The organism is Sphingomonas sp. Leaf20, from assembly GCF_001421535.1.
Lineage (GTDB): Bacteria > Pseudomonadota > Alphaproteobacteria > Sphingomonadales > Sphingomonadaceae > Sphingomonas.
This window is the reverse complement of the sequence record NZ_LMKN01000001.1, coordinates 448,457-467,352: the sequence shown is the minus strand read 5'-3', so window position 1 is coordinate 467,352 and position 18,896 is coordinate 448,457. Positions and strand designations below refer to the sequence as shown.

Genomic DNA, 18,896 nt, shown 5'->3' with positions numbered 1-18,896 from the left:
CGATATGCGTGCTAGGACCATCGACATGGGGGCACAACGGACCGGGATTGTCGCGAAGATGAAGCGGCGTGGCGGCCGCGGCGACCAGTCGCCGCTGGGCACGTGGTTCTGGGACATCGACCGGATGCTCCTGCTGCTGACGCTGTTCCTGATCGCGATCGGCCTGATCGCCGTCGCAGCAGCGTCGCCCGCGACCGCGGTTCGCTATTCGGGCGAGCATCACAAGCTGACGCCGCTTTACTATTTCTGGCGACAGCTGATCTGGGTCGGCGTGTCGATGCCCGTGCTGTTCGGCGTGTCGATGATGCCCGTGTCGATGGCGCGGCGGATGGCATTGACCGGGGCGGTCGTGCTCGTCGCGATCCTCGCGGTGACGCCATTCGTCGGCGCCGAGGTCAATGGCGCGCGGCGCTGGATCGGCTTCGGCTTCGCGCAGTTCCAGCCGTCCGAATTCCTGAAACCGATGTTCATCGTCACCGTCGCATGGCTGTTGTCGCTGCGCGCGAAGGACCCCGAGCTGCCGACCGTGCTGATCACCGGCGCGCTGACCGGCGCGATCGCGGTCCTGCTGATGCTCCAGCCCGATTTCGGGCAGACGATCATCTATTGCACGGTCTGGATGGCGCTGTTGATGATCGCCGGAACGCCGCTGCGCGTGATGGCCGGGCTGGTCGCGTGCGTCCCCGTCGGGCTGGGGGCGGCGTACATGTTCTATGGCACCGCGCGGTCGCGGATCGACGCGTTCCTGTTCCCCGGCGTCGACGGCGAGGGCGCATCGGATCATTTCCAGACCAATGCCGCGCACCATACGCTGACCGCGGGCGGCTGGACCGGGACGGGGCCGGGCGGCGGCGTCGCGAAGTTCGGGCTGCCCGAGGCACACACCGACTATATCTTCTCGGTGATCGGCGAGGAATTCGGGCTGATCGCGTGTTCGGTGATCGCGGTGACGTTCCTCGCGATCGTCGTGCGGGTGTTCGTCAAGCTGCTGGACGAGCAGGATGAATTCAAGCTGCTCGCAGCAGCGGGGCTGGCCACGCAGTTCGGCGCGCAGGCGCTGGTGAGCATGGCGGTCAACACCGGCCTTGCGCCGTCAAAGGGCATGACGCTGCCGTTCATCAGCTATGGCGGGTCTTCGATGATCGCGTTGTCGATCGGCATGGGGTTGCTGCTGGCGTTCACCAGGCGCAATCCGTTTCTCACGCGGAGCCCGTATGTCGTCCGCTGGAGTGGGGAATGAGTGTGAATCAGCGTCCAAGGCATTTCGTCCTGGCAGCCGGCGGGACCGGCGGACACATGGTGCCGGCAGCGGCGCTCGCGGCCGAACTGACCAAGCGCGGCCACCGTGTCGCGTTGGTCAGCGACGAGCGCGGCGTACGGTTTCCGGGCCTGTTCGAGGGAATCCAGACGCATGTCCTGCCAGCCGGCCGCCTCGGCGGCGGACCGCTCGGCTGGGGCAAGGCGATGCGCGAGATGTGGCGTGGCCGGACGATGGCGCGCGAACTGTACCGCACGTTCAGGCCCGCCGCCGTGATCGGGTTCGGCGGCTATCCCGCGCTGCCCGCGCTGCTGGCGGCGTTCGCGGACAAGATCCCGACCGCGGTGCATGAGCAGAATGCGGTGCTGGGGCGGGTCAATCGCTTCGTCGCGCGCCGCGTCGATGCGATCGCCACCTCGTCCGAGCCGACCGAGCGGCTGGCGCCCAAGCTGCTCGCCAAGACGCATCTGGTCGGAAATCCGGTGCGCGAGGCGGTGCTGGCGCTGCGTACGCGCCCCTATCCGCTGCTCGAGGAGGACGGGATCTTCCGGATCCTCGTGACCGGCGGAAGCCAGGGGGCGAGCATCCTGTCGCAGGTCGTGCCCGACGGTCTGGCGATGCTGCCCGTGACACTGCGACGCCGGCTGCAGGTCACGCACCAGGCCCGGATCGAGGATATCGACGCGGTCCGGAAGAAATATGCCGAACATGACATTCCTGCCGAGCTCGCAACGTATCTTCCCGACATGCCCGAACAACTTGCCTGGGCGCATCTGGTGATCGCGCGCGCGGGGGCATCGACGATCTCCGAGCTGACCGCGGCGGGGCGTCCGGCGATCCTCGTCCCGCTGCCGGGCGCGACCGACGATCACCAGACCGCGAACGCGCGCGAGATCACGCGGGCGGGCGGCGCGCGGACGATCGCGCAGGGAGACTTTACTGCAGTGGAACTGGCGAAACAGATGCAGAAACTCGGGCTCGACCCGGCCGCGTTGCAGAACGCGGCGGGACGCGCGCGCAGTTGCGGGCGGCCCAATGCCGCGAGCGATCTGGCGGATCTGGTCGAGAGCCTCGATGCGCCCGTGTCGCGGGTTCCGGTCGGTGCGCCGTCCAAGCCAAAGGCGCAGTTCGCATGAAGGGTGTCGCAACGGATATCGGCACGATCCATTTCGTCGGCATCGGCGGAATCGGCATGTCGGGCATCGCCGAGGTGATGAAGAATCTCGGCTACCGCGTGCAGGGATCGGACGTGGCCGAGGGCTATGTCGTGCAGGGTCTGCGCGACAAGGGCATCCCGGTGGCGATCGGCCATGCCGCGGCGAATATCGGCGATGCCGCGGTGGTCGTCGTGTCGACCGCGATCGTGCGCTCGAACCCCGAGGTCGAGGCGGCGCTCAACGCGCGCGTGCCCGTGGTGCGGCGCGCGGAGATGCTCGCGGAGCTGATGCGGCTGAAGTCGACGGTCGCCGTTGCCGGGACGCACGGCAAGACGACGACGACATCGATGGTCGCGGCGCTGCTCGATGCCGGTGGCGTCGATCCGACCGTGATCAATGGCGGGATCATCAACTCCTACGGGTCGAACGCGCGACTGGGTGCGAGCGACTGGATGGTGGTCGAGGCGGACGAGAGCGACGGCAGCTTCCTGCGACTGGACGGGACGATCGCGGTCGTCACCAACATCGATCCCGAGCATCTCGATCATTACGGATCGTTCGACGCGGTGAAGGATGCGTTCGTCGAGTTTGTCGAGAACGTGCCCTTCTACGGTGCGGCATTGCTGTGCCTCGATCATCCCGAGGTGCAGGGGATCCTGCCGCGCGTGCGCGACCGGCGGATCGTGACCTATGGCTTCTCGGCGCAGGCGGATGTCCGCGGGGTCGAAGTGACACCGATCCCGGGCGGCAACCGCTTCGATTGCGTGGTGCGGACGCGCGACGGCGCGACGCGGACGATTGCGGGGATCGAGATGCCGATGCCCGGGCGGCACAACGTCCAGAACGCGCTGGCCGCGATCGGCGTCGCGCTGGAGCTCGGCATCGAGGATGCGACGATCCAGCAGGGCTTTGCCAAGTTCGGCGGCGTGAAGCGGCGGTTCACCAAGGTGGGCGAGGTTCCGGTCGAGGGTGGCGGCGTGGCGATCATCGACGATTACGGGCATCACCCGGTCGAGATCCGCGCGGTGCTGGCCGCCGCGCGCGAGGGGGCGAAGGGGCGCGTGATCGCGGTCGTGCAGCCGCATCGCTATTCGCGGCTCGGCAATCTGATGGAGGATTTCCAGACCGCGTTCAACGACGCGGACCGCGTGCTGGTGACGCCGGTCTATGCGGCGGGCGAGGCACCGGTCGAGGGCGTCGATGCGGCGGCTTTGGTCGAGGGGCTGAAGCGGCGCGGGCACCGGTTCGCGGGCGTGGTCGCGGATGCGGATGCGCTGGCGGTCGAGCTGGCGGCGACGATCGAGGCGGACGACATGGTCGTCTGCCTTGGGGCCGGCGACATTACCAAATGGGCGGCTGGGCTGTCGGACGCGATCGCGGTCGAGCGCGCTAAGGTGCCGGCGTGAGTTCTGCATCTCCTTGTGTCCCCGCGAAGGCGGGGGCCCAGACTGGGCTCCCGCCGTCGCGGGAGAGCATCAGGGGGAGCGTCGAGGCTGGTGGGTCGCTCGCGGACTTCATCTGGTTTCGGACCGGTGGGCCGGCCGAGTGGCTGGTGCGGCCTGCGGATGTCGCGGATCTGGCCGGGTTGTTGAAGGCTCTTGATCCTGCGACGCCGGTTCTGCCCGTTGGCGTCGGCTCCAACCTGATCGTTCGGGACGGTGGCGTGCCGGGTGTGGTCGTCCGGTTGCCCAAGGCGATGGCGAAGGTTTCGGTGCAGGAGGGTCGCGTTCGGGCCGGGGCGGGGGCGATGGGGATCACCGTCGCCAGCGCCGCGCGCGATGCGGGGATCGCCGGGCTCGAGTTCCTGCGCGGGATTCCGGGGACCGTGGGCGGTGCTGTGCGGATGAACGCGGGGGCCTATGGGCGCGACGTCAGCGATATCCTGATCGAGGCGACCGTCGTCACGCGAGACGGCGCGGTCGAGACATGGCCCGCGGCGCGGTTTGGGTATGTGTACCGGCATTCGGACCTGCCGGCGGGCGCGGTGGTGGTCGAGGCGGTGTTCGCGGGCACGCCCGGCGAGCCGGCGGTCATCGGGGCCGAGATGGACCGGATCGCCGCCGAGCGCGAGGCGTCGCAGCCGTTGCGGTCGCGGACGGGCGGATCGACGTTCAAGAATCCCGAGGGGCACAAGGCCTGGGCGCTGATCGACGCGGCCGGGTGCCGCGGGCTGACTCGCGGCGATGCGCAGGTCAGCGAGAAGCATTGCAATTTCCTGTTGAACCTCGGGTCCGCGTCGAGCGCGGAGATCGAGGCGCTGGGTGAAGAGGTACGGACCAAGGTGAAGGCGCATTCTGGGGTGACGTTGGAATGGGAAATCCAGCGGGTGGGTGTCGCTGCTCCCTCTCCCCTGCGGGGAGAGGGTCGGGGTGAGGGGCTGCCAAGCAGTGCCGCGCCTGGAACTGCCCCTCACCCAACCCTCTCCCCGAAGGGGAGAGGGCTATGAGCGGCGCCCTTCACATCGCGGTGCTGATGGGCGGCTGGTCGGCGGAGCGTGAGGTCTCGCTGATGTCGGGCAATGGCTGTGCCGATGCGCTCGAGTCGCTCGGGCACCGAGTCACGCGGATCGACATGGGGCGGGACGTTGCTGCGCGGCTGGCCGACGCCAGACCCGATCTCGTGTTCAACGCGCTGCATGGGACGCCTGGCGAGGATGGTTCGGTGCAGGGGCTGCTCGACCTGATGGGGGTGCGCTACACGCATTCGGGGCTCGCGACGTCGGTGATCGCGATTGACAAGGTGCTGACCAAGCTGCTGCTGGTGCCCGCAGGGATTCCGATGCCGGGCGGGCGGATCGTCAAGTCGGCGGACCTGTTCGAGGGCGACCCGATGGCGCGGCCCTATGTCTTGAAGCCGGTCAACGAAGGGTCGTCGGTCGGCGTCGCGATCGTCACCGATAGCAGCAACTACGGCAACCCGATCGCGCGCGACGCGGTCGGGCCGTGGATCGATTTCGAGGAGCTGCTCGCCGAGCCCTATATTCGCGGGCGCGAGCTGACGACCGCGGTGCTCGGCACCCGCGCGCTCGGCGTCACCGAGTTGAAGCCCAAGACGGGCTGGTACGATTACGAATCAAAATATACCGACGGGATGACAGAGCATGTCTGCCCGGCGGAGATCCCCGACGAGATCGCCGACGCGTGCAAGAGCCTCGCGCTCGAGGCGCACCGGCTGCTCGGCTGCAAGGGCGCGTCGCGGTCGGATTTCCGCTGGGACGACGAGCGCGGGGTCGACGGGCTGTTCCTGCTCGAGGTGAACACGCAGCCGGGAATGACTCCGCTGAGCCTCGTGCCCGAACAGGCGCGGCATATCGGCATGAGCTATGCCGAGCTGGTGCAGGCGATCGTCGACGAGGCGCTCGCCGATCATCCGCTCGCGCAGGCCGGCGCGCCATGAGCCGGACGATCAAGCGCGGTCCGCCGCCCAAGCGGCCCGCCCCGCGGCGGAAAGTCGCGGTCAAGAAGGTGTCGGTGCTCGACCGGCTGGTCGGAATGCTGCCCGTCAGCGAGGAGACGCTCAAGAAGATCGCGACCTGGTCGATCCTCGGCGCGGGCGGCGCGGTCGTGATCGCCGCGGCGACGTGGATCGGGATTCCGGGGATGATCGGCGGCGCGATGGCCGAGGGCGCGGGGCGCGCGGGCTTCAAGGTCGACCAGATCGAGGTGACCGGGCTCAAGCGGATGGACCGGATGTCGGTCTATGCGGTCGCGCTCGACCAGCAGTCGCGCGCAATGCCGCTCGTCGATCTCGAGGCGGTGCGGCAGAAACTGCTGCGCTATGGCTGGATCGCGGACGCGCATGTATCGCGGCGGCTGCCCGACACGCTGCTCGTCGATATCGTCGAGCGGACGCCCGCGGCGGTGTGGCAGGACAATGGCAATCTGACGCTGATCGATGCGTCGGGCGTATTGCTTGAGCCGGTGCAGCCCGATGCCATTCCCAATCTCCCGCTGGTGATCGGGCCGGGAGCGGACCGGCAGGAGGCGTCGTACCAGGCGCTGCTGGGCGCGGCGCCTGCGCTCAAGCCACGCGTGAAGGCGGCGACATGGGTCGGCAATCGCCGCTGGGACCTGACGTTCGAGAGCGGCGAGACGCTGGCGCTGCCCGAGGACGGCGCACCGCGCGCGCTGGTGAAGTTCGCCGAACTGGACGGGGCGCGACCATTGCTCGGGCGCGGCTGGATCCGGTTCGACATGCGCGATCCGACCAAGCTGGTCGCGCGCAAGCCGGGCGCGAGCCTCGCGCACAGCGTCGACGTGCCGGCACCGGTCACGAGCGAGACGAATTCGAGCAACATAGAGACGACTCCGTCGCAAACGGCGGGCGCGGGCGCAACGGGCGGGGAGGGATGACATGGCGAAGGTGGCACCGGAAGGGCTGATCACGGCGCTCGATATCGGGTCGTCGAAGGTTTCGGCGATGATCGCGCAGAAGGGGGACGGGGGCGAGCTGATCGTGCTCGGCACCGGCCAGCGCGAGAGCCGCGGCGTCAAGCGCGGCTATATCGCCGACATGGCGACGACCGAGGCCGCGGTGCGCGAGGCGGTCGAGCAGGCCGAGCGGATCGCGGGCATCAACATCGAGAATGTCTGGGTCGGGTTCTCGGCCGGCGGACTCGTGTCCGACGTCGCCGAGGTCGAGTTCGAGCTGGGTGGCCACCGTGTCGAGCAACAGGATATCGACGCGTTGCTCGCCGCGGGGCGCAACTCGATCGATCCGCAGGGACGCATGGTCCTGCACGCGCAGCCCGCGCTCTACACGCTCGACGGGCTGACGGGGGTGAAGACGCCGCTCGGGCTGCATGCCGACCGGCTTGGCGTCCACATCCATGTCGTCGCGGCGGACGGCTCGCCCGTGCGCAACCTCGACCTGTGCGTGCGCTCGGCGCATCTCGAGGTGAAGTCGATCATTGCCTCGCCGGTCGCGACGGGGCTCGCGTGTCTGAGCGACGAGGAGCGCGAGCTGGGCGTCGCGCTGGTTGAGATGGGGGCGGGGATCACCAACGTGTCGCTGTTCGCAGGCGGCATGCTCGTCGGGCTGACCTCGATCCCGATCGGCGCGCAGGACATCACGGACGACATCGCGAGCGCATTCGGGACGCGGCGGCAGAATGCCGAGCGGATGAAGTGCTTCCACGGATCGGCCAATGCCAGCCCGCGCGACAATCACGACATGATCCCGGTCATGCCGATCTCGGCCGAGGACGGTGCGGGCGAGGGGGCGCAGATCACCAAGGCGCAGCTGATCGGCGTGATCCGCCAGCGGCTCGAACATCAGATGGGGGAGGTGCGCAACGCGCTGACCACGTTGAAGTTCGAGGGGCCGGTCGGGCGGCAGGTCGTGCTGACCGGCGGCGGCGCCGAGCTGAAGGGGATCGCGGATTACGCGCAACAGGCGCTCGGACGCTCGGTTCGGATCGGCCGACCGCGCGGATTGACCGCCCTGCCAGAGGCGCATGGCGGACCGGCGTTTGCGACGCTAGCGGGACTGGCCTTCTATGCGGCGACCGATCCGGTCGATCTGCGCGGGATCGCGTCGCAACGGACGATCGTCCACCGGCCGAAGGGAATCGGGATGGTCCGCAAGTTGATTCAGGCGGCCCGCGCGAATTATTAAGAGTTTCGAAGCGGCTGGCGCTATTTCGGCTGGAACAGCCGGTGGCGTTGGTGCACACAGGTTAATCAGGGGCCCGGCCGTAGCGTATCACCGGGATGGGCGGAGAAGCAGGCGATGAGCATCGAATTCCTTAGTCCCGAAGTGGACGAGCTGGCCCCCCGGATCGCAGTGATCGGGGTCGGTGGCGCGGGCGGTAACGCGATCGCGAACATGATGAGAGCGGACGTGCAGGGGGTCGACTTCCTCGTCGCCAACACCGACGCACAGGCTCTCAAACAGTCGACCGCACCGCAGCGGATTCAGCTGGGCACCAAGATCACGCAGGGTCTCGGTGCCGGCTCGCGTCCCGAGATCGGCCGCGCGGCTGCCGAGGAGACGATCGACCAGCTCGCCAAGATGCTCGAAGGCGCGCACATGTGCTTCATCACCGCGGGCATGGGCGGCGGCACCGGCACGGGTGCGGCGCCAGTCATCGCCAAGGCGGCGCGCGACATGGGCATCCTGACCGTCGGCGTGGTCACCAAGCCGTTCGCATTCGAGGGCAATCGTCGCGCCAAGTCGGCCGATGGCGGGATCGAGGAACTGCAGAAGTACGTCGATACGCTGATCGTCATCCCGAACCAGAACCTGTTCCTGATCGCCAACGCGAACACAACCTTCAAGGAAGCGTTCTCGATGGCGGACGAGGTGCTGCAGCAGGGCGTGCGCAGCATCACTGACCTGATGGTCATGCCCGGCCTCATCAACCTCGATTTCGCCGACGTCCGTTCGGTGATGCAGGAAATGGGCAAGGCGATGATGGGCACCGGCGAGGCGAGCGGCGACAACCGCGCGCTCGAGGCCGCGCAGAAGGCGATCTCGAACCCGCTGCTCGACGGCGTCAGCATGCAGGGTGCCAAGGGCGTCATCATCTCGATCACCGGCGGCGACGACATGCGCCTGCTCGAGGTCGACGAAGCCGCGAATCACATCCGCGACCTGGTCGATCCCGATGCCAACATCATCTGGGGCTCGGCATTCAACCAGGAGCTCGAGGGCAAGATCCGCGTCTCGGTCGTCGCGACCGGGATCGACGCGGACGCCAAGCCCGCCGTCGCACCCGAGCCGACGCGCTCGTTCAGCTTCGGCATGGGGCGCAAGAATGACGAGACCACGTCCTTCCGCCCGAGCGACGCCGCGGGCCAGTCGACCGGATCGGCCCCTGCGCCGATCGCCGCCGATGACGAGCCGCTCGACCTGTCGAGCGCCGACGCGGTGAACGACGGCGGCAGCGGCGACGAGCTGGTTCTCGGCAGCGAGACGATCGTGCAGGCCCCTGCTGCGGCGCAGCCCCAGGCCAAGCCGCAGCCGGCACCCGCGCCGGTGCAGCCGATGGCACGCGCGCCCCAGCCCCAGGCACCGAGCTATACGCCCGCACCGCGGGCCTATGCCGATGATCGCTACGCGCCGGCGCCCGCCGTGCCGTCGACCCCGGCCGCACCGCAGTCGGCGTCACCCGTGACGCCGCAATCGGCGCCGGCGCCGACGCCTGCCGCCGACGAAGGTGGTGCACGTCGCCGCTGGCTCGCGCCCGGCGCCGAAGGTGCACCCGAGGGTGTCCCGGCGGCGCCGCGCGTCAAGCTGGGCGGAACGCTGTTCGAGCGGATGTCGAACGCCGCCCGTGGCGCAGCCAAGGACGACGCCGATACCGCGCCGCAGGATCCGCTCGATATTCCGCGGTTCCTGCATCGTCAGAACAACCAGTAGGACTTTTTGCGGCAGGCGCGCCGGTTCACCGCCGGCGCGCCCCGCTTCGGCGCGCTGCCCGCAACCGGATATTGCCGGTTGAGACGCGTTGGGGTCTAGCAACGGGCTTCCCATGACTCGCTTGTCCCATCACATCCTGACCGCCAGCCTGGCGCTCGTGCTTGCCGCCGTTCCACAGGCGGTTGCAGCGCAGGAGGTCGTCCAGCCGCTGCCCGGGACGACCGACGCGGATCGGCTCGCGGATACGATGCGGCAGCTCGCGTCCAATCCGCGCAACGTCGACGCGCTCGTGCGCGCGGGCGAATTGTCGCTGGGGCTTGGCGATCTGAGTGGTGCCGCGGCGTTGTTCGCGCGCGCCGAGAAGGTCGATCCGCGCAACGGCCGGATGAAGGCGGGGATGGCGTCGATCCTCGTCCGTTCGGAGCGGCCGGGGCAGGCGCTGCGCTATTTCGCGCAGGCCGAGGCGTTCGGATTGCAGCCGCGCTTTTTCGCCTCGGATCGCGGACTCGCCTATGACCTGATCGGCGAACAGGATCGCGCGCAACGCGACTACCGTGTCGCCTTGCGCGATGCGAGCGACGACGAGACGATCCGGCGCTATGCGCTGTCGCTTGGCATCTCGGGGAAACGCGACCTCGCGCTGAAACAGCTCGATCCGTTGGTCCTGAAAAAGGATCGCGGGGCGTGGCGCGCGCGCGCGTTCATCCTCGCGATGAGCAACGATCAGCGCGGCGCGGAGACGATCGTGACGACGATGATGCCCGGCGCTGCGGCGCAGGGGCTGCAACCCTTTTTCCAGCGGCTGCCGACGCTGTCGCCCGCCGATCGCGCGTTCGCCGTGCATTTCGGCGAGGTGCACACCACGCCGCAGCGGATCGCCGATGCGCGGCTGACGCCAGCCTTGCCCGTCATGGGCGTCGATCCGACCGCACCCGTGATGCTCGCTCAGGTTCAGCCGCAGGTGGTGCCACAGGCGGCTGCATCGGCGAATGCCGGTCGACGGGAGAAGTCGCGTGACCGTCGCGAGCGGCGTGCCTCGCCCGGGCGCGTCGAGATGGCGGCGGCCGTGCCCGTGCCCGTGCCGGTGCCTGCAACCGTCGCGCCGACAGCCGCGGCTGGCGTACCGGCAACGGGCAGCGCAGCCGGTATGCGCGTCGCGTCGACGGCGGGTGTTGCATCGCCGGCACCGTCCACCCCGGCCGCCTCGACGCCTGTAGGTACCGCCACGCAGTTCGCGAGCGCGCAGCCGCTTCCCCGCGCGACGGCGCCCGTGACCGCGCCGACGCAGCCCGGCTCGGTCGTCGCCTCAGCGTCGCCCTCGTCGACGCCCGCGCCCGTATTCGTCCAACCGCTGCCCGTCCGGCCGCCCGTCGCGCTGGCGGGCTCGTCGACGCGCGCGCCCGGTGTCGCGCTGGCGACAGCGCGGCCGTCGACCACCGTGTCGACGCCAACGTCATCGGGTACGCTGCCGGAGACATTGACCGCGCAGATGGCGGCGCTGCCCGCGTCGTCGGCAGGCACGCCGATCGTGTCGCGCGCTGGCGCGACCGTGGTCGCTGCCGAACCGGTCGCGTCCACGCCTGCGCAGGTGGCTGCGGCGCCAACGCCGACGCCAACCCAAACCGCCACGACGTCGCCGACGCCCGGCTTCACGTCGGCCGCTCCGGTCGAGCTTGCGGCCAACACGTCGCGTATGCCGACGCGAGCAGTTACGGCGAGCGAGGACTCGATCCTTGCGCGTATCGTCGCGAGCCTGTCGATCCCGGCATCCGAGCTCGACGTTGCGCCGCTTGCACGTCCCTCCGCGGCGCAGCCCGCGGCCGCTGCGGGAGCAGCTCCCGTACCCGACGACGGAGCGCGCGTGGTTGCCGAAGCACAAGCGAAAGCCGCGCGCGACGCGCTGGCCGATCGCGCCGCGGCGGACGCGCTCGCGGTGACGAAGGCGGCCGAGGCCAAGGCGGCGCGCGCCAAGCTCGCCGCGGACAAGAAGGCGGCCGGCCGCAAGGCCGTGGCGGACAAGAAGCTGCTCGCCGAGAAGAAGGAAGCCGCCGAGAAGAAGGCGATCGCCGACAAGGAGGCGGCAGAGGAGAAGCGCATTGCGCGCGCCAATCCCGAGCGGATCTGGGTCCAGGTGTCTACCGGCGCGACCGAGGGTGATCTTCCCAAGGCGTGGAAGAACGTGAAGGCCAAGGCGCCGGCCGTGGTCGGTACGCGTGGGGGCTGGACGACACCGTGGCGCGCGACGAACCGCGTGCTGGCCGGGCCGTTCAAGACCGCGGCCGAGGCGCGTACGTTCGTCAACGCGCTCGCCAAGGAAGGGGTCTCGACCTTCTCCTTCACCAGCGACGCGGGTCAGGTCATCACGAAGTTGCCCGCGAAGTGAGGCCGCACGCGCCCTGGGCTTCGGACCCGGCGCGCAGCAAAGGTCGGCTTCACGAGGAACAGAACGGGACCGTCCGTGGTCCGCGCGATGCATTCCAGCGCGATCGCGACCGGATCATCCACTCGATCAGCTTTCGCCGGCTGCGTCACAAGACGCAGGTCTTCATGGCACCCGACGGCGATCATTTCCGCGTCCGCCTGACGCACAGCCTCGAGGTCGCGCAGATCGGTCGTGCGGTCGCGCGGACGCTGGCGCTCAACGAGGATCTGACCGAGGCGCTTTGCCTGGCGCACGATATCGGCCATCCGCCGTTCGGCCATGCCGGTGAGGACGCGCTGAAGATCGCGCTGACGGGGCGGGGCGGATTCGATCATAACGGGCACACGCTGCGCACGCTGATGGAGATCGAGCGGCCCTATCCGCGGTGGAACGGCCTGAACCTGACCTGGGAGACGCTCGAGGGGCTGGCAAAGCATAACGGGCCGGTGCGGCATCCGGGCTGGGCACTGCGCGCGGCGGACGACGCGTTTCCGCTGGCGCTCACGAGCTTCTCGTCGCTCGAGGCGCAGGTCGCGGCGATCGCGGACGACATCGCGTATGATAATCACGACATCGACGACGGATTGCGCGCCGGACTGCTGACGCTCGACCAGCTGATGGCAGTGCCGCTGATCGCGCGCGGCTGGAGCGACGTCTGCGCGCGCTTCCCGGACGTCGATCCCAAGCGGCTGATGGGCGAGCTCGTCCGGTCGCAGATCGGGACCATGGCCAACGACCTGATCGCCGAAACGCAGGCGCGAATCGCGGTGAGCGGCGTGGGGAGCGTCGAGGACGTACGCGCGGCGGGGCAATGCCTCGTCGGGTTCTCCGCCCAGATGCGCGAGGAGGAGCGCGACCTCAAGCGCTTCATGTACGCCAATCTCTATCATCATCCGCGCCAGATCGCCGCGGCGGAAGCGGCGCACGGGATCGTGACGGGGCTGTTCGCAGTGTATCACGACGATCCTCGCGCCATCCCCGAGGAATGGCGCGAACGCCTGCCCGAGAGCGATCCCGACCGGAGCCGGCACATCGCCGACTTCATCGCGGGGATGACCGATCGCTATGCGATCTCGCGGTATCAGGCGTTGATAGGGCCGATCGACCTGCCCGAGGGCTTCTGAATCAAGCGCGTACGAAAAAGGGGTGTGCGACGCGTGTCGCACACCCCTTTTCAAGCCCGAAGGCGCGGTTCAGCGCGCGACGGCAGCGATACCGCCAGCGGCGCCGGTGGCTTCAGTCGTCTTGAAGGCAACGGGGACGCCGCCCGACACGCCCGACACGCGGTTGCCGTTGACGACGAGGCGGAACGCCTGCCCCGAGGGATAGCGACGACCGCTGATCACCTGACGGCCATGGTCGACGTTGCTCGTGTAGACATAGGTGTCGCCCTCATGGACGAACGACTGCTTGCCCTCGTCGGCCATGCCGATCGTCGAGGTGAGTGCGGCAGCGGCGGCGGCCAGGATGTATACGGTCTTGCGCATGGTCTGTGCTCCGTCTTCCAGGGGTGTCGGGCGGGATCGTTAAAGCCCGACTGTCATGCCCAAAGATATTGCGGTGCAGCATGGGTCGCAAATGCAAAGGAGTCCGTCGCGGTTGCACGTCGTGCACGGAAACCGACAGCCGCGGAGCGTCGGCGGTGCTCCGCGGGGTGCGCGAGGGATGAATTGAGCGCGGGAAGCGTTTGGGCTAGAGCGCCGGGCTGAATATTTACTTCTTTACGATACCGGAATTGCCATGACGCTCTACACCCGCTTTGCCGCGCATATCGATGCGGCGCTCGATACGCTGACCGAGGCGGGACTCCTGCCGGCCGGGCTCGATCGCAGGAACGTGACGGTCGAGCCGCCGCGTGACGCCAGCCACGGCGATCTCGCGACGAACGCGGCGATGGTCCTCGCCAAGCCCGCAAAGACCAACCCGCGCGTGCTGGCCGATGCGCTGGTCGTCGAACTCGGCAAGATCGACGCGGTCGAAAGCGCGAGCGTCGCCGGCCCGGGGTTCATCAACATGAAGCTCACGGACGATTCCTGGCGCGACGAGCTGGCCGCGGTACCCGTTGCGGGCGCGGATTATGGCCGCTCGACGCAGGGCGCGGGGATCACGGTCAACATCGAATATGTCTCCGCCAATCCGACCGGGCCGATGCACATGGGGCATTGCCGCGGCGCGGTGGTCGGCGATGCGCTGGCCAGCCTGCTCGAATTCGCCGGGCACCGGGTGATCCGCGAATATTATGTCAACGATGCGGGCGGGCAGGTCGACGTGCTCGCGCGGTCGGTGCATCTGCGCTACCGCGAGGCGCTCGGCGAGACCGTCACGATCCCCGAGGGCCTGTATCCCGGCGATTATCTCGTGCCGATCGGGCAGGCGCTCGCGGCCGAATATGGCGACCGGTTCGTCGATGCGCCCGAGCGTGACTGGCTGGCGACGTTCCGGACGCGCGCGGTGGCCGCGATGATGGTGATGATCCGCGCCGATCTCGCGCTGCTGGGGATCGAGCACGCGGTGTTCTCGTCCGAGGCGGAATTGCAGGCGCTCGGCAAGCCCGAGGCGGCGGAGGCCGAGTTGCGGTCGCGCGACCTCGTCTATGACGGCGTGCTCGAGGCCCCCAAGGGCGAGATGGCGGACGATTGGGAGCCGGTCGAGCTGCCGCTGTTCCGCTCGACGCAGTTCGGCGACGATCAGGATCGCCCGATCAAGAAGTCCAACGGGTCATGGACCTATTTCGGCGCCGATCTCGCCTATCATTTCCAGAAGAGCCAGACCGCGGACCAGCTGATCGACATCTGGGGCGCGGATCATGGCGGGACCGTCAAGCGGATCGTCGCGGGCGTCGCGGCGCTGACCGGCGGCAAGACGCGGTTCGACGTCAAGCTCGTCCAGATGGTGCGGCTGCTGCGCAACGGCGAGCCCGTCAAGATGTCGAAGCGGTCGGGCAACTTCGTCACGCTCGCCGACGTCGTCAACGAGGTCGGCAAGGACGTCGTGCGCTTCACGATGCTGACGCGCCGCTCGGACGCGCAGATGGACTTCGACTTCGCCAAGGTGGTCGAGGCGTCGAAGGATAACCCGGTCTTCTATGTCCAGTATGCGCATGCGCGGATCGCCTCGCTTCACCGGCGCGCGGCCGAGGCTGGAATCGCGGAAATCGAGGCCGACCTGTCCCGGCTTGATACGGACGAGCTCGCGCTGATGAAGCTCGCCAGCCAGTTTCCGCGGATCGTCGAGACCGCGGCAACCGCGCGCGAGCCGCACCGGATAGCCTTTTATCTCTATGACTTGGCAGCAGCCTTCCACGCGTTGTGGAATGTCGGGAACGACCGCCCCGATCGCCGCTTCCTCGTCGTCGAGGATCCCGGCGCGACCGCGGCACGGCTTTTCCTTGCTGACGCAATCGGGCAAATCATCCGCAACGGCCTGGCAATCATGGGCGTCGAGGCGGTTTCGGAGTTGAATTGATGGCCGACGAAATGGACCTTCGCGACGAGGATCGCCTTCCCTGGCTCGAAACCGTCGAGCCCGACGACCGCGAGGGGCCGTCGGCCGCGCGCGTGGTCGCGCTCGTCGTGCTCGGGCTGGGCGTACTGGCTGCGATCATCTTCGGGGTTTATTCGTTGCAGAACCGCGCGCCGACCGGCGACGGACGGCTGATCGCGGCCCAGGAAGGACCGTACAAGGTCAAGCCCGACGATGTCGGCGGGCTGAAGGTCAATGGTGAGGGCGACAGCGCGATCGCGACCAGCGCGGGCAAGGGCGCGGGCAATGGGGCGATCGACCTGACCGGCGTTCCCGAGGCGCCCGTCGCGGGGACGCGCTCGACGGCAAAGGTCGCGGAACCGAGCGGTGAAGCCGGACGCAATGCGGTGGCGCAGGTGCCCGAATCGGGCGGTAAGCTCGTCGCCGCGGCGCCGCTGCGCGCCAAGCCGGCGGCTGCGGGGACGGCTGCCGGAGGGTCGCTGGTTCAGCTCGGTGCGTTTCCAAGCGCGGCCGTGGCCAATGCGGCCTGGACCAACTTTTCCAAGCGGTTCAGCTATCTGGCACCGCTCGCCAAGTCGGTGGAACCCGTCGCGCGTGGCGGCAGCACGCTGTACCGGCTGCGCGTCGACGCGGGCAGCGCGAACCAGGCAGCGGACATCTGCGGGCGCCTGCGCGTCGCGGGCGAGACCTGCTTCGTCGCGAGCTGAGGTCTGCCGGTCGAACGGCATGACGGGTTTAGCGTGACGCACCGGGAGTGAGTGGGTAGATCGGCGGGCATGAAGCCCGTCATCTTCGGCCTGTCCGGCCCCGTGCTCACCCCCGACGAACGCGCATTCTTCGCCGAATGCGAGCCCGCAGGCTATATCCTGTTCCGGCGCAACGTCGTTGATCGCGCGCAGGTCCGTGCGCTCACCGATTCGCTTCGCGCGCTCGCAGGGCGTGACGATCTGGCGATCCTGATCGACCAGGAAGGGGGCCGCGTCGCACGGATGGGTCCCCCCGAATGGCCTGCGTTTCCGGCAGGGCCGATTTTCGATGCGGCCTATGACCGGGCACCGATGACCGCGATCCAGGCGGCGCGGGCGAACGCGCATGCGCTGGGTCTGATGCTCAGCGAAGTCGGGATCACCGTCGACTGCCTGCCGCTGCTCGACGTCGCGCAGCCGGACACGACCGAGGCGGTCGCGACGCGGACCTATGGATCGGACCCGATGCGCGTCGCGGCGCTGGGCCGCGCGACGCTCCAGGGACTTGCGGCCGGCGGTGTCGTCGGCGTCGTCAAGCACATGCCGGGGCATGGCCGTGCGCGCGTCGACACGCATCATCACCTCCCCACCGTCACTGCGACCGACGCGGAACTCGAGGTCGACATCGAACCGTTCCGCACGCTCAACCGCGCGCCGATGGGGATGACGTCACACATCGTGTTCGATGCCTGGGATGCCGATCGTCCCGCGACGCTGTCACCGGTCGTGATCGAGCGCGTCATCCGGGAGCGGATCGGCTTCGACGGACTGTTGATGACCGACGATATCGACATGAAGGCGCTGTCGGGAACCGCGGGCGAAAAGGCCGCGGGGGCGATCGCGGCGGGATGCGACCTGGTCCTCGACTGCTGGGCGCGCATGGACGAGATGATCGAGATCGCGGGACGGCTCGGCGAAATTTCGGACGTGTCGCGCGCCAGGCTCGATCGCGCGATGGCGTCGGTGGGGCGCGCGACGGGCGACTTCGCGGAGATGATCGCGACGCGCGACGCCTTGCTCGCGCGGGTCTAGGCGCGCCTCGGTCCCCACGCTTTGCGGTCAATCCTGACGCCGTCGACCCGGACGCTGGCGACAAGCCGGCTGCATGCGGCGCGTCGATGGTGTAGGCCGCGGTCATGGACGATCCACAGCTGACGCTCGATCTGGAGGGCTGGGAAGGGCCGCTCGATCTGTTGCTTTCACTCGCGCGGGGTCAGAAGGTCGATCTTCGTGCGATCTCGATCCTCGCGCTGGTCGAGCAGTATCTGGCGTATGTCCGCTCGGCGCGCGTGCTCAAGCTCGAGCTGGCGGCCGATTATCTGGTGATGGCCGCGTGGCTCGCCTATCTCAAATCGGCGCTGCTGCTGCCGCGCGATCCGCTGGCCGAGCCGGATCCCGAAGCGATGGCGGCGCGGCTGCAGCGACGGCTCGAACGGCTCGATGCGATGCGGGAGGCGGGTGCGCGGCTGATGGCACGCGACCGGATGGGCCGCGACGTGTTCGTACGGGGCGCACCCGAGGGGCTGAAATCGATCCGCACCGCGGCGTGGCGCGTCGAGCTCTATGAGATGCTGGAGGCGTATGGACGGGTCTCGGCGCGGAGCCGTCCGGTGATGCACGTCGTCGCGGACCGTGCGGTGATGACGCTGGAGACGGCGCTCGCGCGGGTATCGGCGTTGCTCGGCGAGCGGATCGACTGGAGCGAGATCGCGAGCTTCCTGCCGGAGGCGGACGTGCGGCTGCGGCGGTCCGCGCTGGCGTCGAGCTTCGTCGCCGCGCTCGAGCTTGCGCGGCAGGGGAAGGTCGAGCTGCGCCAGACCGGGCCCTTTGCGCCGCTGTATCTCAGACGGTGCGGATGAGCCCGCCCGACGCGGTGACGCGCGCGGTGGAGGCGGTGCTGTTCGCCGCCGAGGCACCGCTGACGATCGATGCGATCCGCGGGCATGTCGGTGGCGCGGCGGGGGACGTCCGCGCGGCGCTCGACCGCCTCGTCGCCGATTATGCGGGACGCGGCGTCGGACTGGTCAGCCGCGGCGAGCGCTGGCATTTCGAAACCGCCGCGGACATGGCGCATGTCGTGCGGCATACGCGCGAATCGCCGCGCCGGCTGAGCCGCGCCGCGACCGAGACGCTGGCGATCATCGCCTATCACGAGCCCGTCACCCGCGCCGAGATCGAGGCGATCCGCGGCGTCCAGATCTCGAAGGGCACGCTCGACGTCGTGATGGAGGCGGGCTGGGTCCGGCCTGCCGGGCGGCGCGCGGTGCCGGGGCGACCGTTGCTGTTCGCGACGACGCCGGCGTTCCTCGCGCATTTCGGGCTCGCCAGCCGCGCGGACCTGCCGGGAATCAGCGACCTTCGTGCCGCGGGGCTGCTCGATCCGGTCGATTGTGCCGAGGAAGAGCGTATCGAGGGCGCGAACCGCGAAAGCGCTGTGGCAAACGCGGACGATGACGCCTAGATAGTAA

At 68.8% G+C, this 18,896-nt stretch carries 16 protein-coding genes; 15 read left to right on the top strand and 1 reads right to left on the bottom strand.

From position 1 onward, the window contains the following. Positions 1-4 precede the first annotated feature (4 nt). The 10 genes from ASE72_RS02300 (at position 5) to ASE72_RS02255 (ending at position 13,323) form a co-directional block, all read left to right on the top strand. Positions 5-1,240, top strand: coding sequence for an FtsW/RodA/SpoVE family cell cycle protein (locus ASE72_RS02300; protein WP_056018749.1), 1,236 nt, complete (start codon positions 5-7; stop codon positions 1,238-1,240). A 2-nt stretch (positions 1,241-1,242) separates the two neighbouring features. Then, entirely contained in the window at positions 1,243-2,394 is a 1,152-nt protein-coding gene (gene murG, locus ASE72_RS02295; RefSeq protein ID WP_443019267.1) for an undecaprenyldiphospho-muramoylpentapeptide beta-N-acetylglucosaminyltransferase, read from the top strand. Then, positions 2,391-3,821: a UDP-N-acetylmuramate--L-alanine ligase gene (gene murC, locus ASE72_RS02290; protein WP_056016125.1), complete on the top strand. Its 1,431-nt coding sequence runs from the start codon at positions 2,391-2,393 to the stop codon at positions 3,819-3,821. Before murG ends, murC begins: the two co-directional genes overlap by 4 nt. 68 nt (positions 3,822-3,889) lie before the next feature. Further along, positions 3,890-4,861, top strand: coding sequence for a UDP-N-acetylmuramate dehydrogenase (murB, locus tag ASE72_RS02285; RefSeq protein ID WP_156350192.1), 972 nt, complete (start codon positions 3,890-3,892; stop codon positions 4,859-4,861). Further along, positions 4,858-5,811, top strand: a complete 954-nt coding sequence (locus tag ASE72_RS02280) for a D-alanine--D-alanine ligase (protein WP_056016122.1) — start codon at positions 4,858-4,860, stop codon at positions 5,809-5,811. Before murB ends, ASE72_RS02280 begins: the two co-directional genes overlap by 4 nt. Then, positions 5,808-6,767, top strand: a complete 960-nt coding sequence (locus ASE72_RS02275) for a cell division protein FtsQ/DivIB (protein ID WP_056016120.1) — start codon at positions 5,808-5,810, stop codon at positions 6,765-6,767. Before ASE72_RS02280 ends, ASE72_RS02275 begins: the two co-directional genes overlap by 4 nt. A 1-nt stretch (position 6,768) precedes the next feature. After that, complete coding sequence (ftsA, locus tag ASE72_RS02270) at positions 6,769-8,031, top strand: cell division protein FtsA (protein WP_056016117.1); 1,263 nt, start codon at positions 6,769-6,771, stop codon at positions 8,029-8,031. A gap of 114 nt (positions 8,032-8,145) precedes the next feature. Further along, positions 8,146-9,777 (top strand): cell division protein FtsZ, encoded by a 1,632-nt coding sequence (gene ftsZ / locus ASE72_RS02265; protein ID WP_056016114.1) that lies wholly within the window; start codon positions 8,146-8,148, stop codon positions 9,775-9,777. A 112-nt stretch (positions 9,778-9,889) separates the two neighbouring features. After that, positions 9,890-12,160, top strand: a complete 2,271-nt coding sequence (locus ASE72_RS02260) for an SPOR domain-containing protein (protein WP_056016111.1) — start codon at positions 9,890-9,892, stop codon at positions 12,158-12,160. Next, on the top strand, positions 12,157-13,323 hold the full coding sequence (locus tag ASE72_RS02255; RefSeq protein WP_056016108.1) for a deoxyguanosinetriphosphate triphosphohydrolase: 1,167 nt from the start codon (positions 12,157-12,159) through the stop codon (positions 13,321-13,323). The genes ASE72_RS02260 and ASE72_RS02255 overlap by 4 nt, the downstream gene beginning before the upstream one ends. Positions 13,324-13,392: 69 nt before the next feature. Here the strand turns inward: ASE72_RS02255 and ASE72_RS02250 are convergent, their stop codons facing one another. After that, positions 13,393-13,686 (bottom strand): hypothetical protein, encoded by a 294-nt coding sequence (locus tag ASE72_RS02250; RefSeq protein ID WP_056016105.1) that lies wholly within the window; start codon positions 13,684-13,686, stop codon positions 13,393-13,395. Between the two features lie 253 nt (positions 13,687-13,939). Between ASE72_RS02250 and argS the strand changes: the two genes are divergently transcribed. The 5 genes from argS (at position 13,940) to scpB (ending at position 18,889) form a co-directional block, all read left to right on the top strand. Then, the gene (gene argS / locus ASE72_RS02245) at positions 13,940-15,664 is read left to right on the top strand and encodes an arginine--tRNA ligase (RefSeq protein ID WP_056016102.1); all 1,725 of its coding nucleotides are present in this window, start codon (positions 13,940-13,942) and stop codon (positions 15,662-15,664) included. Then, positions 15,664-16,389, top strand: coding sequence for an SPOR domain-containing protein (locus ASE72_RS02240; protein ID WP_056016099.1), 726 nt, complete (start codon positions 15,664-15,666; stop codon positions 16,387-16,389). Before argS ends, ASE72_RS02240 begins: the two co-directional genes overlap by 1 nt. A 69-nt stretch (positions 16,390-16,458) precedes the next feature. Next, positions 16,459-17,460, top strand: a complete 1,002-nt coding sequence (locus ASE72_RS02235) for a glycoside hydrolase family 3 N-terminal domain-containing protein (protein ID WP_056016097.1) — start codon at positions 16,459-16,461, stop codon at positions 17,458-17,460. A gap of 104 nt (positions 17,461-17,564) precedes the next feature. Continuing rightward, on the top strand, positions 17,565-18,287 hold the full coding sequence (locus ASE72_RS02230; RefSeq protein WP_056016095.1) for a segregation and condensation protein A: 723 nt from the start codon (positions 17,565-17,567) through the stop codon (positions 18,285-18,287). Continuing rightward, complete coding sequence (scpB, locus tag ASE72_RS02225; protein ID WP_056016093.1) at positions 18,284-18,889, top strand: SMC-Scp complex subunit ScpB; 606 nt, start codon at positions 18,284-18,286, stop codon at positions 18,887-18,889. Before ASE72_RS02230 ends, scpB begins: the two co-directional genes overlap by 4 nt. The last annotated feature ends 7 nt before the right edge of the window (positions 18,890-18,896 follow it).

Excerpts from the sequence above, each read along its gene's own strand:
- ASE72_RS02300 (WP_056018749.1), top strand. The coding sequence starts at position 5 with ATGCGTGCTAGGACCATCGACATGGGGGCACAACGGACCGGGATTGTC.
- murC (WP_056016125.1), top strand. The coding sequence starts at position 2,391 with ATGAAGGGTGTCGCAACGGATATCGGCACGATCCATTTCGTCGGCATC.
- ASE72_RS02280 (WP_056016122.1), top strand. The coding sequence starts at position 4,858 with ATGAGCGGCGCCCTTCACATCGCGGTGCTGATGGGCGGCTGGTCGGCG.
- ASE72_RS02275 (WP_056016120.1), top strand. The coding sequence starts at position 5,808 with ATGAGCCGGACGATCAAGCGCGGTCCGCCGCCCAAGCGGCCCGCCCCG.
- ftsA (WP_056016117.1), top strand. The coding sequence starts at position 6,769 with ATGGCGAAGGTGGCACCGGAAGGGCTGATCACGGCGCTCGATATCGGG.
- ftsZ (WP_056016114.1), top strand. The coding sequence starts at position 8,146 with ATGAGCATCGAATTCCTTAGTCCCGAAGTGGACGAGCTGGCCCCCCGG.
- ASE72_RS02260 (WP_056016111.1), top strand. The coding sequence starts at position 9,890 with ATGACTCGCTTGTCCCATCACATCCTGACCGCCAGCCTGGCGCTCGTG.
- ASE72_RS02250 (WP_056016105.1), bottom strand. The coding sequence starts at position 13,686 with ATGCGCAAGACCGTATACATCCTGGCCGCCGCCGCTGCCGCACTCACC.
- argS (WP_056016102.1), top strand. The coding sequence starts at position 13,940 with ATGACGCTCTACACCCGCTTTGCCGCGCATATCGATGCGGCGCTCGAT.
- ASE72_RS02240 (WP_056016099.1), top strand. The coding sequence starts at position 15,664 with ATGGCCGACGAAATGGACCTTCGCGACGAGGATCGCCTTCCCTGGCTC.
- ASE72_RS02235 (WP_056016097.1), top strand. The coding sequence starts at position 16,459 with ATGAAGCCCGTCATCTTCGGCCTGTCCGGCCCCGTGCTCACCCCCGAC.
- ASE72_RS02230 (WP_056016095.1), top strand. The coding sequence starts at position 17,565 with ATGGACGATCCACAGCTGACGCTCGATCTGGAGGGCTGGGAAGGGCCG.
- scpB (WP_056016093.1), top strand. The coding sequence starts at position 18,284 with ATGAGCCCGCCCGACGCGGTGACGCGCGCGGTGGAGGCGGTGCTGTTC.